Here is a 12,555-nt window from a genome sequence, read left to right as displayed (position 1 = left end):
GCGGTGGTTATTCCGCCGCCGCCGCCAGCCGGTTTTCGACCTGGCCCATATAGAGCATCAGCGCAAAGCCAGCCGCCGCCATGACCAGCATCGCCAGCGCCAGCGGTTTGGTGGTGCCATCGAACATCAGCCCCACGGGCGAGGCGATCAGCGCGGCCAGCACCGTCGAAATCGCCCCGACAACAGAGGCCGCCATGCCCGCGATATGGCCCATCGGCTCCATCGCGATGGCATTGAGATTGCCCAGCGTCAGACCGGCTTGGAAGAACAGGCAGGTCTGGAAGAACACGAAGGCGGCAAAGCCGTAGGGGTCGGGCAGCGCGCCGAGATTGAACGCATACATCGCGCCCGAGAGGAAAATCTGCGCCCCGAGAGCGATGGTCACCAGTCGCCGCATGCCGTAGCGGACCACCAGCAGGGCGTTGATCAGGCTGGCGCTGGCGGCGACCACCGCGATGCCACCGAACCACAGCGGAAAGCTGTCGCCCCGGCCATAAACGCTGTCATAGATCGGCTGGACGAGCATCAGCATGGAGAACAGCATTGCCATCGCCAGCGACTGCACGAGGATCGACAGGCGGACCGAGGGGTGCATCAGCAATTCGCGCACCGCGCCCATGATCAGCCGCGCGCGCAGCGGGCGGCGGTTCTCGGCGGGGTGGGTTTCGGGCAGGCGCAGCCCCATCCAGATTACCGTCAGCAGCGAGAAGGCGACGAAGGCCACGAAGATCGCGCGCCAACCGGCGGCAAGGATAATGCCGGCGCCCAGCATCGGCGCCAGCGCGGGCACCAACGCAAAGACCATCATCACCACCGACATGATCCGCGCCATCTCGCGCCCGGCATAGAGGTCACGAATGATCGCCACCGCCACCACGCGCGGCCCCGAGGCGCCGAGCCCCTGAAACAGCCGGGCGACCAGCATGACTTCCAGCGAATTGCTCATCCAGGCGACAAAGGCCGAGAGCGCATAGAGCGCCGCGCCACCAAAGACCACATTGCGCCGCCCGTAAGCATCCGACAGCGGCCCGCTAAAGAATGTCCCCAGCCCCATGCCCAGCACAAAGGCCGTCAGGATCAGCGGCGCGCGATGGGCCATCTCGGGCGAGAGTTCGGCGGCGATCTCGGGCAGGGCGGGCAGCATGGCGTCGATCGAAAAGGCGATCGTGGCGAACATCATCGCGATGAGGCCGATAAACTCGATCCGGCCCATCTTGAATTCAGGAATCTGATTGGTCATGCCGCGCTCCGACAGTGCTCCGCACGGAAAAACCGCAGGGGAAAGGCTTCAGTAGTAACTATTGAGTGCCCTCTCGATAATCGAGGGCGCTTAACTTGGCAAGGATCGCGGCGCTGTTTAGCTCTGTTGCGCGGCCAGATCGGCTATAACCTGCGCCCATAGCTCGGGCGGCTGCGCCCCGGGAACCGCATGGGCATTGGCGATGATAAAGGTCGGCACCGAGTTCACGCCCATCTTGCGGCTATGCGCATCGCGGTCGCGGATGTCTTGGGCGTCGACATCTGACTTGAGCAGCCGCGTCACGACGGCGGCGTCCATCTCGATACTGTCGGCGATATCGGCCAGCACTTCTGCATCGCCAATGTCGCGGGCCTCGACGAAATAGGCATTGAAGAGGGCTGAGACCGCAGCTGTCTGGCGGCCTTCGATCCCGGCCCAATGGATCAGACGGTGGGCGTCCAGCGTATTGGGGGTGCGCTGCATGGCTTCAAAGTTGATCTTCAGCCCGGCTTTCTCGGCATGTTCCACCACCGGGGCATAGGCTTTCACCGCAGCTTCCTTGCCGCCGAACTTGGCCTCAAGATAGGCGCGGCGGTCCATCCCGTCGCGCGGCATCTCGGGGTTGAGCTGGAAGGGGTGCCATTCGATGGCGAAAGGATGATTAGGGTGATCTTGCAGGGCGCGGTCGAGATGCGCCTTGCCGATGTAGCACCAGGGGCAGATCGGGTCTGACATGATATCGAGTTTGATCGCTTCGGCCATGTCGTCCTCATCCATTGGGCTGCGCGTTTGGGCATAACGCCCCTGCGGGCGCACCGCAAGCCGGGGGGCGCTGCATGGGCGGGGGCGTTGCATGGGCGGGGGCGTTGCATGGGGCTAAGGGCAGGGCTATAGCACATCCATGACAGATAAAGCGCCCCGTTCCCTGATCCAGATTGCCCGTGAGAGCGGCGCGAGCGAGATCGCGCCGCCGGTCGATCTGGGCGCGCGGGTGCGCGAGTTGCGCAAGGCCCGCAACTGGACGCTGGAACAGGCGGCAAGGCAGGCGGGGCTGGCACGCTCCACCCTGAGCAAGATCGAGAACGGGCTGATGTCGCCCACCTATGACGCGCTAAAGAAACTCGCCGTGGGGCTGGAGATCACCGTGCCGCAGCTTTTCACCCCGCCGGCGGGGGAGAAGATCACCGGCCGTATGGCCGTGACCCGCGCCGACGAAGGGGCGGCCAAGGCCACTGGCACCTACGAACACGTCCTGCTGGCCGATGCGCTGCGCAAGAAACAGATGCTGCCCTACCGCGCCCGCATCCGCGCGCGCCGGATGGAGGAGTTCGACGGTTGGGTGCGCCATGACGGGGAAGAGTTTCTCTATGTGCTGACCGGCATGGTGCGGCTTTTTACCGAGTTCTATGAGCCGGTCGACATGCGCCGGGGCGACAGCGCCTATTACGACGCGACCATGGGGCACAATGTGGTCTCGCTCAGCGATGAGGATGCGACGATCCTTTGGGTCACATCGCTGACCTGAGGCTCAGCTTGCCGGGTCGTCCAGCAGCGCTTTCAGCGCGACATGAGCAATCAGCACCGCCGCCAATTGCGCGAGGACAAAGGCCGGGATATGCGCCGGGCTGATGCCCGCGAATGTGTCGGAAAACCCGCGTGCGATGGTCACCGCCGGATTGGCAAAGCTGGTCGAGGCGGTGAACCAATAGGCGCCGGTGATATAGAGCGCGACCAAGGTCGGCACCGCTTCTGCCCGTGCCCGCAGCCCGCCGAAGATCACCAAGAGCAGACCAAAGGTCGCGACCATTTCGGAGAACCACTGCGCGCCGCCGGTGCGATGAAGCGTCGTGGACCATTGCCAGAGCGGCAGGTCGAACATCAGATGCGTGGCCCAGACCCCCAGCAGCCCGCCCAAGACCTGCGCGGTGACATAGCCGGGCAGGTCAGACCACGGCAGCGCGCCGCGCAGGGCGAAGGCAAGGCTCACCGCCGGATTGAAATGCGCGCCCGAGATCGGGCCAAGCACGGTGATGATGACATAGAGCATACAGCCCGTGGCAATCGCATTGGCCAGCAGCGTGATGGCGACATTGCCCTGCGCCAGCGCCGCCCCCATGACGCCGGAGCCGATGACCGAGACCAGCAGAAGACCGGTGCCAAGGGCTTCGGCGGCGAGACGGCGGCTCATGCGAGCATTCCGATCTGGCTGAGATGCGCTTGCAGGGCAGCGCGGTCCATCTCGGTGACAGGGGCGGCGACGAAGGCTTCGGCGCGGCGGCGCAGGATGGCGTAGGCATCTGCAAAGGCGGTGGCCTGCGTTTCTGGCGATGCGGCGGCGGGGTCTTCGACACCCCAATGGCCGCGCAGAGGCGTGCCGGGCCAGAGCGGACAGGTCTCGGCCGCCGCGGAGCCGCAGACGGTGATGACCAGATCCATCCGGGGGGCCTCGGGGGCGGCGAATTCATCCCAGCTTTTGGAGCGGAAGCCGTGGGTGTCATGCCCGTGCTCGGCCAAGATCCTCAGCGCGCCCGGGTGCACTTGCCCGGCTGGCTGGCTGCCGGCGGAGAATACGGTCAGCCGGCCCGCGCCCAGATCGCGCAGCAGCGCCTCGAGCAGGATGGAGCGGGCAGAATTGCCGGTGCAGAGGACGAGGATATTCATGGGGCTGGCTTTCAGATATTGCGCGGGCAGGGATAGAAAGCGCCCCGCCCGACGACAAGTGAAAGTTTTATGACAGTTGGCGTCTGCCTACTCGGCGGGCTGCCACCACCAGACCTCGGGCATGAAATTCGGCCCGTCGCCATAGAGCGGGATTTTGTCGGGATAGGCCATGCGCGCGTCATGGGCGATCAGCCCCTCGTCGAATTGCCAAAACGGCACGACATAGCGCCCGGCTGTGAGGATACGGTCCAGCGCGCGGGTGGCGGCGACGAACTCAGAGGTCTCCCGGGCCTGCAGCATGCGGTCGATCATCGCGTCCACCGCAGGGGATTTGACGCCCATCAGGTTGCGCGTGCCGGGCAGGTCGGCGGCCTCGGACCCCCAGTAGAACCGCTGTTCGGTGCCGGGGCTGAGCGACAGGGCGCGGCGGAAATAGGTCATGTCGAAATCATAGGCATTCTGCCGCGCGACGAATTGCGCGTCATCCACCGTTTCGATCAGCGCCGTGATCCCCAGCCGCTTTAAAGCTTGGCTATAAAGCTCTGCAATCGCGAGGTTTTCCCGGCTGCCCTTGGACAGCAGAATGGTAAAGGTGAGCGGTTCGCCATTCGCCCGCCGCATGATGCCGCCGTCGGCTTCATAGCCCGCGGCCTCAAGCTGCTGCAATGCGGCGCGGATGCCCGCGCGGTTGCGGGCCGAGCCATCGGCCACCGGCAGCGCATAGCCATCAATCGTGCCGGGGGGCAGCGTGTCGGCATAGTCGCTCAGCAGATCAAACACCTGACCCGAGGCCGGGCCATCGCGCATCGCAAGGTCGGAGTTCGAAAAATATGAGGTGATGCGGGGCAAGGCGCCGCCGGTCAGCGTCTCATTAATATATTCAAAGTTGAACGCCGAGATCATCGCGTCCCGCACCCGCCAATCGTCGAAAGGCGCGCGGCGGGTGTTCATCACGAAACCGGTCATGCCGGATGGTTTGCTATGGGGGAAGGTCGATTTGACGATCTCGCCCCGGGCGATGGCGGGAAAGTCGTACTGCGTGGCCCAGGTCTCGGCGTTGAACTCGCGCACGGCGGAAATCTGGCCCGCCTTGAAAGCCTCGAACAGCACATTGGCGTCGCCGTAGAAGTCGATCTTGATCTCCTCGTAATTATGCGTGCCTTGGCGAAACGGCACCTCGGCCCCCCAATAGTCCGGATTGCGCGTCAGGGTGACATAGCGGCCCGCCTGATAGTCGCTGATCACATAGGGGCCACTGCCCAGCGGAATCTCAGCCAAGGGCGCATTGGCGAAATCTGCGCCCTCCCATTGCGCGCGGCTCAGGATCGGGCGCATCCCGGCCAGAAGCGCCAGTTCGCGGTTGTCGCTGTTAAACGTCATGCGCAGGCTGCGCGGGCCGGTCTGTTCGATGCTCTCGATCTGTTTGCGCAACCCGTGGTAGCGCGGGTGGCCTTCCGAGCCCAGCAGATCGAAGGAGAAGATCACATCATCGACCGTGACCGGGCTGCCATCGGAAAACCGCGCCTCTTCCCGCAGGGTGAATTCGACCCAGGACCGGTCTTCGGGCACCTCGATCGATTCGGCCAACAGCCCATAGAGCGCGAAAGGTTCGTCCCAGGACCTTCCCATCAGGGTTTCATGGGTGAAATGCGGCAGCTGCCAAGGCGCGGTGCCCTTGCGCACAAAGGGGTTCAGACTGTCGAATCCCCCGGTATTGCCCAGAACGATCTCGCCGCCCTTGGGGGCCTCGGGGTTCACATAGGGCAGAGCGGTGAAATCGGGCGGCAATTGGGGCGCGCCATACATGGCGATTCCATGCTGCGGCTCGGCAAAAGCGGCGCTGGCGGTCAGAATCAGTGAAGAAAGCGCCGCAACGCCCCGTGCTTTCGAGAAAAAATCCCAGCTCATTTTCGCAACAATCCCGTTCTGCCCTTATTTTCTTGATTTTATGCTTACCTGCGGATTCTCGCCTTATCAAACTTTTAGCTTGGATTGTGACGGTAGATTGCGTATACAGAGGTCACTGCTCGATAGGTTTCTTGCCTGTATGAAACCTGCCTCAATAACTTACGCCCGCTTCGCGCGGGCGTTTTTTTTGGCCGGTGATCCGCATTACGGCCCTTTGTAGCCCTTTCCCTTTGTCTCCACCGCGGTACATGATGCAATCGCAGCATGAACAAGGAGACGCGCCATGGCTTTCACCATCGATCTGTCCGGCAAGACCGCCGTCATCACGGGATCAAACTCAGGAATCGGTCTGGGAATCGCCTGGGAATTGGCGCGGGCCGGGGCCGATATTGTGCTGAACTCATTCACCGATGATGACGCCGACCATGCGCTGGCCCGGCAGATGGCGGAGAAATGCAATGTAAACGCCCGCTACATCAAGGCCGATATGTCGAAAGGGGCCGAGTGTCGGCGCTTGATTGCCGATGCGGGCAAGTGTGACATTCTGGTGAACAATGCGGGCATTCAGCATGTGGCGCCGATCCCGGAATTTCCGGCGGAGAAATGGGATGCCATCATCGCGATCAACCTGTCCTCGGCCTTTCACACCACGGCCGAAGCCCTGCCGATGATGCGCCAAGCGGGCTGGGGCCGGGTGATCAACATCGCCTCTGCCCATGGTCTGACCGCCTCGCCCTATAAATCTGCCTATATCGCCGCGAAACATGGGATTGTGGGCCTCAGCAAGACCACGGCGTTGGAGACGGCGAAGGAGCCGATCACCTGCAACGCCATCTGCCCTGGCTATGTGCTGACGCCGATTGTCGAAAAGCAGATCCCCGACACGATGAAAGAATATGACATGTCCCGCGAAGAGGTGATCGAGCAGGTCATGCTGACCCGCCAGCCGAGCCGCGAATTTGCCACTGTCGAGCAGATGGGCGGCACCGCGACCTTCCTTTGTTCAGAGGCTGCGGCGCAGATCACCGGCACCACGATCAGCGTCGATGGCGGCTGGACCGCGTTGTAAATGGCCGCGCGCAAACGCATCAACCTCGCACTTCAGGGCGGCGGCGCGCATGGCGCTTTCACTTGGGGTGTGCTGGACCGGCTGCTCCAGCAGGATGATCTGGAAATCTGTGGCATATCAGGGACTTCGGCGGGAGCTTTAAACGGGGCCGCGCTGAAGTCCGGCCTGATCGCCGGCGGGCGCGCGGGCGCGCGGGAGAACCTTGCCTGGCTTTGGGGTCAGGTCTCGGGCATCTCGGACCTGCGCCTGTCGCATTGGCTGGCGCCCTTCGGGTTGGACAAGCTGAGTCAGGCGATGGAATATTCCTTGCCCGTCGCGATCTCGGATTCAATGACGCGGGTGGTCTCGCCCTATGCCTATGGGCCGTTCTACCGCAACCCGCTGGAGGAGGTGGTGAAACGTTTCGACTATGGCAAGGTCGGGGCGAATAAGCCGCCCTTTTTCTTTGTCTGCGCGACGCGGGTGCGCAATGGCAAGATCCGGGTGTTTCAGGGGGAGGAGATCGGCCCCGATGCGCTTCTGGCCTCGGCCTGTCTGCCAACGCTCTTCAAAGCGGTGGAAATTGACGACGCCCAGACCGGCCAGCGCGAAGCCTTTTGGGACGGGGGCTATACCGGCAACCCGGCGCTTTTCCCGCTGTTCCGCGCGGATCTGCCAGAGGATATCGTGGTGGTGAACATCAACCCGCTGGAACGGCCAGACCTGCCAAAGACACCGCAGCAGATTCAGAACCGGATCAATGAGATCAGCTTTAATTCCAGCCTGTTACGAGAGATGCGCGCGATTGACTTCGTGCAACGTCTGATCGCCGACGGCACGTTGCCAGAGGGGCGGATGAAGCGGGTCCATATGCATATGATCGCCGATGACGCCTTGATGGCGCAGCTGTCGGTGGCGACGAAGCTGATGCCCAATCCGGCGGTGATCAAAGCGCTGCGCGAGGCGGGCGCTGCGGCGGCGGAACGCTTTCTGACGGATCATTTCGATGACCTCAACCAGCGCAGCAGCGTCGATCTGCCCGAGATGTTTGGCTGATCACTCGGGTTCCGACAATTCCAGCACCTCGGGCAGGTCAGCGCCGGGCCGGGGCGGATAGACAAGACCGGCAGAGATCACCAGTTTCGCGGCATCCTCGACGCTCATGTCCAGCTCGATCACATCCTCGCGCGGGACAAAGAGCAGGAACCCCGAAGTCGGGTTCGGCGTGGTGGGCAGAAAGACCGACATCATCTCGCCATTGCCGCCGGTCCGGGCCAGCACCTCGCCCTTGGCCTCGGTCGAGATGAAGCCAAGCGCCCAGATGCCGCGCCGGGGGTATTCGATCAGGCAAGCGGTCTCGAAACTGCGTTCGGATTGCGCGAAGATCGTTTCGGAAATCTGTTTGATGCCGGAATAGATCGTTCGCACCACGGGGGTGCGTTCCACCAGACTTTCGGCAAAGCGGATCAGCGAGCGGCCGATCAGCCCTTTCGCCATCCAGCCCACCATGGTGGTGAAGATCAGAAAGATCACCACGCCCAGACCGCGCACGTTGAACTGCATCGACGGGTCAAGGCCGAGGAAGTCCTGAAGCAGGCGGTCAGGGTGATAGGCTTTGGGGACCAGAGGCAGCACGAAACCGTCGATCCAGCCGATCACGCTCCAGATCAGCCAGATGGTCAGCCCGACCGGTGCGATCACCACCAACCCGGTCAGGAAGGACGCGCGCAGCCGGGCCACAAGGCTGCGGCGGACCTGCAGAGGGTCGGGGTCGAAAGGTGTGTTCATCAGGTCGTTTCCGCCGCGTTATTCGTCCCATAGCTAAGACGAATACCCCCCTCCGGCAATGGCGCGACCGTGTTTTTCACCAATCAGCGCGGCAGTTTGGACAGCTGCGTTGCAATTTGTGCACCGAGCCGCGCGTTGTGGCGCACCAATGCGATATTGGCAGTGAGCGAGCGGCCTTCGGTCAGTTCAAAAATGCGCTGCAAGAGAAAGGGGGTCACGCCCTTGCCATGCACGCCCTGCGCATCGGCTTCGCTTTGTGCCTGCGCGATGATGGGGGCCAGTTCGTCAGCCGGGATCTCTTCGTCTGCCGGGATCGGGTTGGCGACCAATTGCCCGCCGGGCAGGCCCATCGCGACGCGGGTGCGCTGTGCTTTGGCGATCAGGGCCGGGTCATCCAGCCGCAGCGGCGATTGCAGCGGCGAGCCTGCGCTCCAGAAGGCCGGGAAGCTGTCTTGGCCCAGGGTGATGACCGGCACGCCTTGGGTTTCCAGCACCTCCAGCGTTTTCGGCACATCAAGGATCGCTTTCGCGCCCGCTGCGATGACGGTGACGGGGGTCTGCGAAAGCTCCATCAGGTCGGCGGAGATGTCAAAGCTGTCTTCCGCGCCTTTGTGGACGCCGCCGATGCCGCCGGTGGCGAAAACTTCGATGCCCGCCAGATGGGCCGCGATCATGGTCGCCGCCACGGTGGTGGCCCCGGTGCCGCCCGAGGCGATGCAGACCGCCATATCCGCGCGCGAGAGTTTCGCCACGTCCTTGGCCTGCGCCAAGTCGCTCAGCGTATCATCGTCGAGACCGATGTGCAGCGCGCCATCGATCACCGCGATGGTGGCCGGCACGGCGCCCGCCTCCCGAATGTCCTGCTCGACCTGCCGCGCGACCTCAAGGTTCTGCGGATAGGGCATGCCATGGGTGATGATGGTGCTTTCCAGCGCCACGATCGGCGCCCCGCTGTCGCGGGCTTTGGCGACTTCGGCGCTAAAGGTCAGGGGCAGGGCGGGGGATGCGGATGTCATATCTTGGTCTCTCCTGAAACATAGAGTGCGGCCGCGTCGAGCGCGGCCTTGAGGGCGGGTTGGGCCTTTGCGCCGCCGAGTTCGGCGGCCACATGGGCCGCCATGAAAGTGTCGCCCGCCCCGGTGACCCGCGCCACATGGACTTTGGGCGGGGTCAGGGTGGTGATCTCATCGCCCTCGCCGACCGTGGCCGGGTTGCCGCCATCGGTCACCACGGCCCGCAGGGCACCCCGCGCCAAAAGCGCGCGGGCGGCGGTTGGGGAATCGTCAAAGCTGGTCTGGCAAAGTAACCCGGCTTCTTCGAGGTTCACATAGAAGGTGCCCCGCCCGGCCTTCAAGAAAGGGGCCAGCCGCAGCGCTTTGCCCGGCGAGGCGGGGGCCAGCCGCAGATCGGCCTCGGCCAGAAGCGGGCTTTGCGCCATACGCGCCAGCAGTTCGACGGTAAGGTTCCCATCCAGCGCCACGGCGCCGCGGTAGGGGGCGGGCAGGCTGCCATCTTCCAGCGGTCGCAGGATTTTATCGCCCGCGGCCTCCAGCGAATGGGCATCGGCAATCGCGGCGATCAGCCCGTTGGAGCCTTCGACGGCCATGTAACGGTCGGTCGGCAGATCATCGGAGCGGTAAACGTAATCGGTGATCAACCCGCGCAGCGCGCAGGCGGCGATCAACTCGTCGCCCTCCGCATCGCGCCCCACGGCCGAAAGCAGCGCCGGGGTCAGGCCAAAGCGCGCCAGCGCCATGCCGATATTAAGCGCCACACCGCCCGGCAGGCGGGTAATGCGCCCCGGCATGTCAGAGCCTTGACGCATGGCGTTCTCGGAGCGGCCGATCACGTCCCAAAGGACGGAACCGATGCAAAGGATGTTTGCTGTGTTCTTCATCCCGCGCTTCTAGCCGCCAAGCCTTACCGCACGCAAGCCGCCTATTGCGGCACGCGGAAAGTCAGCGCGGCCCAGAGCGTTTCCCAGACGGGGTTATTCGCATCGACCGCCGCGCCCGTGCCAGCACCGGGGGCAGGGCGCAGCACCACCGCGTCGAAGAGATAGGCATGGCCCGGCGTCACCGGAACCGAGGCTTGGCCCGCGTCGTCGGTGCGGTGCATGGTGATCGTGACCTCCCCCCCGGGTGCGCGGTCAAAGACTTCGATCTGAGCATCGGCGCGCGGCTGGCCTTGGTAAAGCAGGGTCACCTCCATCTGCCCCCCGAAATCGGCGCTATAGGGATTGCTGCGCGCGACAAATTCGGTCGCCATGCCGGTCGGCTGATCTTGCCCCGCGCCACTCCCCACGGCGATCAGGGTCTTGGCGTGGCGGGTGTAGCTTTCCTTGAACCGGTCCTGTGGCCAGCGGTTGGCGATATGATCGGCCTCGGCCTGCGGGAAATCCTTATGCGCGGCGAAGGCGAGGAACTTTTCCCAATCCTTATAGGTCACCGTCGAAGCCGCGGCCTCCATGATCGCGACCAGCAGCACGTCCTGCGCGGGCGGCTCCAGTTGCAAAGCCGGCAGGTCGCCGGCGCGGGCCGCAACGGGCTGGGCAACGCCATTCACGAAAACCTCAAAGCGCGAGACGCGGTTGGGCAGGTAGGAATAGGGCGCGCCCTTGAATTCCTCGCCATTGCGAAAATCGGCCTCGATCTTTTCACCATTTTCAACTTGATAGTTCCGCGGCGACAGCCAGTATTCATGCCCAAGCACCGGGCCAAGCGGCAGGGCGCAGAAGAAAAGCAAACTCAGGCGGGACAAAGACATGCGGGCAACTTTCCTATTGGTCAGCGCAAAGCTGACGCATCTCTTGGCCTTGTCAATGCTTTTGCTGCTACTGACCCCCGGCCTGCGCGCGCATGAGGTGCAGCCGACGGTGGCCGATCTGGCGGTGGTGGAGGGTCAGCTTGTGCTTGATCTGCGCGTCAATCTTGAGGCGCTGCTCGCCGGGATTGACCTTGATAGTGTTGCGGATACCGACAACGCCGAGAATGCCGGGGATTACGACGATCTGCGCAGCCTGCCCGCCGCGCGGATTGCCGACCGGGCGCCGGAACTTCTGGCCGGTTGGAACGCTCTGCCCTTGCTCAGCGTCGATGGGGCGGCTGTGGCGCTGGACAGTGCTGCGATCACGGTGCCAAAGGATGTCGACCCCGAACTGCCCCGCGCCAGCGCCTGGCGTCTGGTGGCGGACCTGCCGGGACGGGCGTCGCAGGTGCAGGTGACATGGCCCGAAGGGGCAGGCGCTTTGGTGCTGCGGCAGCAAGGCGTGGCCGAGCCCTATACCGGCTATCTGGCTGGCGGGGGAACCAGCCCCGAGATCACGGTCTCGGGCGGGGATGCGCAGAATGGTTTGGCGACCTTCGTGGGCTATGTGCCGGTGGGCTTCGATCACATTCTGCCCAAGGGGCTGGATCACATCCTCTTTGTGCTGGGGCTGTTCTTTCTTTCGACCCGGCTGCGCCCGCTGGTCTGGCAGGTGTCGGCTTTCACGCTGGCCCATACGGTGACATTGGCGCTTGGCGCTCTGGGCTGGGTCAATGTGCCGGGCGCGATTGTCGAGCCGCTGATCGCGGCCTCGATCGTCTATGTCGCGGTTGAGAATATCTTTCATTCCGGGCTGAACCGCTGGCGGCCTTTGGTGATCTTTGGCTTCGGTCTGCTGCACGGTTTGGGCTTTGCCTCGGTGCTGGGGGAGTTCGGCCTGCCTGCAGGGCAGTTCGTACCGGCGTTGATCGGTTTCAACATCGGGGTGGAACTGGGCCAGCTCACGGTGATCGCCATTGCCTTTGTGCTGGTCGGTTGGGTGATGAAGCGCGACTGGTATCGGCGCGCCATCGCCGTGCCGGCGTCCTGCGTGATCGCGGCGGTCGGCGCCTATTGGTTTGTCGAACGGGTGTTTTTGTAAGGC

13 protein-coding genes are annotated in these 12,555 nt (G+C 63.7%); 4 read left to right on the top strand and 9 right to left on the bottom strand.

Annotated elements, in window-relative coordinates; all coding sequences use genetic code 11:
* Positions 1–7 precede the first annotated feature (7 nt).
* On the bottom strand, positions 8–1,240 hold the full coding sequence (locus tag AB4M76_RS10620) for a multidrug effflux MFS transporter (RefSeq protein ID WP_368441814.1): 1,233 nt from the start codon (positions 1,238–1,240) through the stop codon (positions 8–10).
* Positions 1,241–1,357: 117 nt separating this feature from the next.
* Positions 1,358–2,002, bottom strand: a complete 645-nt coding sequence (locus AB4M76_RS10615) for a DsbA family protein (RefSeq protein WP_368442422.1) — start codon at positions 2,000–2,002, stop codon at positions 1,358–1,360.
* 139 nt (positions 2,003–2,141) lie between these two features.
* On the opposite strand from AB4M76_RS10615, the gene AB4M76_RS10610 reads away from it, so the two are divergent.
* On the top strand, positions 2,142–2,765 hold the full coding sequence (locus AB4M76_RS10610) for a helix-turn-helix domain-containing protein (RefSeq protein WP_368441813.1): 624 nt from the start codon (positions 2,142–2,144) through the stop codon (positions 2,763–2,765).
* A 3-nt stretch (positions 2,766–2,768) separates the two neighbouring features.
* On the opposite strand, the gene AB4M76_RS10605 is transcribed toward AB4M76_RS10610, so the two are convergent.
* From AB4M76_RS10605 to AB4M76_RS10595, 3 genes are all read right to left on the bottom strand, one after another.
* Positions 2,769–3,428, bottom strand: coding sequence for an aquaporin (locus tag AB4M76_RS10605; protein ID WP_368441812.1), 660 nt, complete (start codon positions 3,426–3,428; stop codon positions 2,769–2,771).
* On the bottom strand, positions 3,425–3,901 hold the full coding sequence (locus tag AB4M76_RS10600) for an arsenate reductase ArsC (RefSeq protein ID WP_368441810.1): 477 nt from the start codon (positions 3,899–3,901) through the stop codon (positions 3,425–3,427). The genes AB4M76_RS10605 and AB4M76_RS10600 overlap by 4 nt, the downstream gene beginning before the upstream one ends.
* Positions 3,902–3,988: 87 nt before the next feature.
* Entirely contained in the window at positions 3,989–5,707 is a 1,719-nt protein-coding gene (locus AB4M76_RS10595) for an extracellular solute-binding protein (protein ID WP_368442421.1), read from the bottom strand.
* A gap of 385 nt (positions 5,708–6,092) precedes the next feature.
* Between AB4M76_RS10595 and AB4M76_RS10590 the strand changes: the two genes are divergently transcribed.
* Both AB4M76_RS10590 and AB4M76_RS10585 read left to right on the top strand, forming a co-directional pair.
* Positions 6,093–6,878, top strand: a complete 786-nt coding sequence (locus tag AB4M76_RS10590) for a 3-hydroxybutyrate dehydrogenase (RefSeq protein WP_368441809.1) — start codon at positions 6,093–6,095, stop codon at positions 6,876–6,878.
* On the top strand, positions 6,879–7,913 hold the full coding sequence (locus AB4M76_RS10585; protein ID WP_368441808.1) for a patatin-like phospholipase family protein: 1,035 nt from the start codon (positions 6,879–6,881) through the stop codon (positions 7,911–7,913).
* Here the strand turns inward: AB4M76_RS10585 and AB4M76_RS10580 are convergent, their stop codons facing one another.
* The 4 genes from AB4M76_RS10580 to AB4M76_RS10565 form a co-directional block, all read right to left on the bottom strand.
* The gene (locus AB4M76_RS10580; protein WP_368441807.1) at positions 7,914–8,645 is read right to left on the bottom strand and encodes a DUF502 domain-containing protein; all 732 of its coding nucleotides are present in this window, start codon (positions 8,643–8,645) and stop codon (positions 7,914–7,916) included.
* An 83-nt stretch (positions 8,646–8,728) separates the two neighbouring features.
* Positions 8,729–9,661: a pseudouridine-5'-phosphate glycosidase gene (locus AB4M76_RS10575; protein WP_368441806.1), complete on the bottom strand. Its 933-nt coding sequence runs from the start codon at positions 9,659–9,661 to the stop codon at positions 8,729–8,731.
* Positions 9,658–10,542, bottom strand: a complete 885-nt coding sequence (locus AB4M76_RS10570) for a PfkB family carbohydrate kinase (RefSeq protein WP_368441805.1) — start codon at positions 10,540–10,542, stop codon at positions 9,658–9,660. The genes AB4M76_RS10575 and AB4M76_RS10570 overlap by 4 nt, the downstream gene beginning before the upstream one ends.
* Positions 10,543–10,583: 41 nt before the next feature.
* The gene (locus tag AB4M76_RS10565; protein ID WP_368441804.1) at positions 10,584–11,411 is read right to left on the bottom strand and encodes a DUF4198 domain-containing protein; all 828 of its coding nucleotides are present in this window, start codon (positions 11,409–11,411) and stop codon (positions 10,584–10,586) included.
* On the opposite strand from AB4M76_RS10565, the gene AB4M76_RS10560 reads away from it, so the two are divergent.
* Positions 11,410–12,552 carry a HupE/UreJ family protein gene (locus tag AB4M76_RS10560; RefSeq protein WP_368441803.1) on the top strand — a complete coding sequence of 381 codons (1,143 nt, stop codon included), beginning with the start codon at positions 11,410–11,412 and terminating at the stop codon, positions 12,550–12,552. The genes AB4M76_RS10565 and AB4M76_RS10560 overlap by 2 nt on opposite strands.
* The last annotated feature ends 3 nt before the right edge of the window (positions 12,553–12,555 follow it).

The organism is Sulfitobacter sp. PS-8MA (assembly GCF_040933935.1).
Taxonomy (GTDB): Bacteria; Pseudomonadota; Alphaproteobacteria; order Rhodobacterales; family Rhodobacteraceae; genus Sulfitobacter.
Note: the sequence above shows the minus strand (reverse complement) of the source record. Positions and strands in the feature narration are given on the sequence as shown.

Bases quoted from the DNA above. Each gene is read 5' to 3' on its own strand.
- AB4M76_RS10620 (WP_368441814.1), bottom strand. From the start codon at position 1,240: ATGACCAATCAGATTCCTGAATTCAAGATGGGCCGGATCGAGTTTATC.
- AB4M76_RS10615 (WP_368442422.1), bottom strand. From the start codon at position 2,002: ATGGCCGAAGCGATCAAACTCGATATCATGTCAGACCCGATCTGCCCC.
- AB4M76_RS10610 (WP_368441813.1), top strand. From the start codon at position 2,142: ATGACAGATAAAGCGCCCCGTTCCCTGATCCAGATTGCCCGTGAGAGC.
- AB4M76_RS10605 (WP_368441812.1), bottom strand. From the start codon at position 3,428: ATGAGCCGCCGTCTCGCCGCCGAAGCCCTTGGCACCGGTCTTCTGCTG.
- AB4M76_RS10600 (WP_368441810.1), bottom strand. From the start codon at position 3,901: ATGAATATCCTCGTCCTCTGCACCGGCAATTCTGCCCGCTCCATCCTG.
- AB4M76_RS10595 (WP_368442421.1), bottom strand. From the start codon at position 5,707: ATGTATGGCGCGCCCCAATTGCCGCCCGATTTCACCGCTCTGCCCTAT.
- AB4M76_RS10590 (WP_368441809.1), top strand. From the start codon at position 6,093: ATGGCTTTCACCATCGATCTGTCCGGCAAGACCGCCGTCATCACGGGA.
- AB4M76_RS10585 (WP_368441808.1), top strand. From the start codon at position 6,879: ATGGCCGCGCGCAAACGCATCAACCTCGCACTTCAGGGCGGCGGCGCG.
- AB4M76_RS10580 (WP_368441807.1), bottom strand. From the start codon at position 8,645: ATGAACACACCTTTCGACCCCGACCCTCTGCAGGTCCGCCGCAGCCTT.
- AB4M76_RS10575 (WP_368441806.1), bottom strand. From the start codon at position 9,661: ATGACATCCGCATCCCCCGCCCTGCCCCTGACCTTTAGCGCCGAAGTC.
- AB4M76_RS10570 (WP_368441805.1), bottom strand. From the start codon at position 10,542: ATGAAGAACACAGCAAACATCCTTTGCATCGGTTCCGTCCTTTGGGAC.
- AB4M76_RS10560 (WP_368441803.1), top strand. From the start codon at position 11,410: ATGCGGGCAACTTTCCTATTGGTCAGCGCAAAGCTGACGCATCTCTTG.
- AB4M76_RS10565 (WP_368441804.1), bottom strand. From the start codon at position 11,411: ATGTCTTTGTCCCGCCTGAGTTTGCTTTTCTTCTGCGCCCTGCCGCTT.